Below are 1,755 nucleotides of genomic sequence, written 5' to 3' on the forward strand. Positions count from 1 at the left end.
GGCGGCCCGGGCCCGCAGCTCACCGGCGAGTGCGGCGGCCAGCGCGCCCGGACCGGGTGCGATACGGCGGGCGTTGACCGGGCCGTCCCACTCCTGCGGGTCGAGGATGTGCGGCAGCCACTTGGCCCACTCCCAGTCGGCCATCCGCTCCTCGGGGGCGGACAGCGCGAACGCCAGGTCGTCCGGCGCGTGGCAGACGGCGGCGTTCACCGCCAGGGTCCGGACCGCGCGCAGCACGTGCTCCCGGGAGCCGATCACGGTGACGTTGCCGGCCCGGTCCAGGGGCACGGTCAGCGGCATGTCGGGCGCGGTGGCGAAGCGCTCCTGGAGGCCGGCGGCCTCGTTGAGCATGAACCGGTCGGGCGGGGTGAGCACGTTGCCGCTCTGGAGTTCCATACTGAGGGTCCGCACCGGGGTCTGCCCGGTGCCGATGCGCACGTCGAGGAAGTCCCGGTCCAGGCGGCGGCGTTCCCACAACCGGGCCGGGTCGGCGACCAGGTCGTGGAGGGCCTCGGGCGGCGGCGCGAGGATGCGGGCGGCGGCCCGGCGGTCGCGGTCCTCGGCGCTCAGCTCCTCGCGGAGCTCCTCCAGGTACTCCAGGTAGCGTTCCCGCTGGATGCGGCGGGTGCGCTGGGCCCGGCCGCGCTGCGAGAACAGCAGCAGCACACCGCCGATCACGGCGACGACGAGCACGACCGCGCCGATGGCGGCGAACTGGCTGCTGCGGATGACGGTCATCATCACCACAGAGCCCATCACCCCGGCCATCGGCAGCAGCGACGTGGCGGCCGAACCGCCCTTGCCGTCGGGCAGGTTGGGCGGCGGCTCGACGAACCGCTCCGCCGGGACGGGCAGCGGACGGGTGGTGCGGGCGGGCCGGTGGACGACGCGGGTGCTCATCGGGCGCTCATCGCCGCCGGGTGCGGGACACCGCACGGTCCATGGCGGCCGCGGCGAGCGCCGCCGACGCCTCCCGGGTGGCCTGGCCGAGCAGGTCGGTGCGTATCTCGCCACCGGCGGCGAGGTGCCGGTCGTAGGGCAGCACCTGGACGCGGGCGCCACCGGCCTCCAGGCAGTCGGTGGCCGCCTTCAGGTCGAGGCCGGTGTCGGGCGCGGTACGTGTCAGGGCGACCACCGTCGTCGGCAGCATGCTGCGGTGCAGCCCGCCCAGCCAGTCGAGCACCGTCCGGGTGGCGGCGACGCCCTCGACGGTCGCCGGGCAGACGAGGACGCGGGCCTGGGTCGTGGTCAGCGCCGTCCTGGCGACCTCGGCGGGCAGCGTCTCGCAGTCCACGACGGTGGTGCCGAAGCAGCGGCGCAGCGACGTCATCACGATGCGGTAGGTGTCGACGTCCAGCTGGGCGCCGACCGAGCCCTGACTGCCGGGCAGCAGCCAGCCGCCGCCCGCGTACGGGAGCAGGTAGCCGGTGAGCTCGGTGATCTTCATGGACGGGTCGACGATGCGGGCCAGGTCCGCGCAGGACCAGCGGACCTCGGTGGCGCCGAGCCGCCGGGGCAGGGTGCCCAGCGCCGGGTCGGCCTCGACGGTCAGCACCGGGTCGGTGCGGTAGTGCGCGTACGTCAGGGACAGCAGGGCGGCGACGGTCGACTTGCCGGAGCCGCCGCGGATGCTGGTCACGGCGATCTGCCGCCCGGTGGTGACGGTCTGCTGGATGGCCTGCGCCGTCTCGGTGGCCGTCGCCGTGTCCCGCGCGGCGGACGCCACCAGCCGGCGCAACAGCAGCCCGGCGTCCC

1 protein-coding gene and 1 pseudogene are annotated in these 1,755 nt (G+C 75.3%); both read right to left on the bottom strand.

Going from position 1 to position 1,755, the window contains the following annotated elements:
* A pseudogene (locus tag ACYVE9_RS25440) lies at nt 1-900 on the bottom strand (type VII secretion protein EccC); the annotation flags it as partial.
* Nucleotides 901-907: 7 nt separating this feature from the next.
* Nucleotides 908-1,755: hypothetical protein (locus ACYVE9_RS25445; protein WP_461030240.1), on the bottom strand; the 848-nt coding region annotated here is incomplete at its 5' end.

Source organism: Streptomyces sparsus (genome assembly GCF_054776295.1).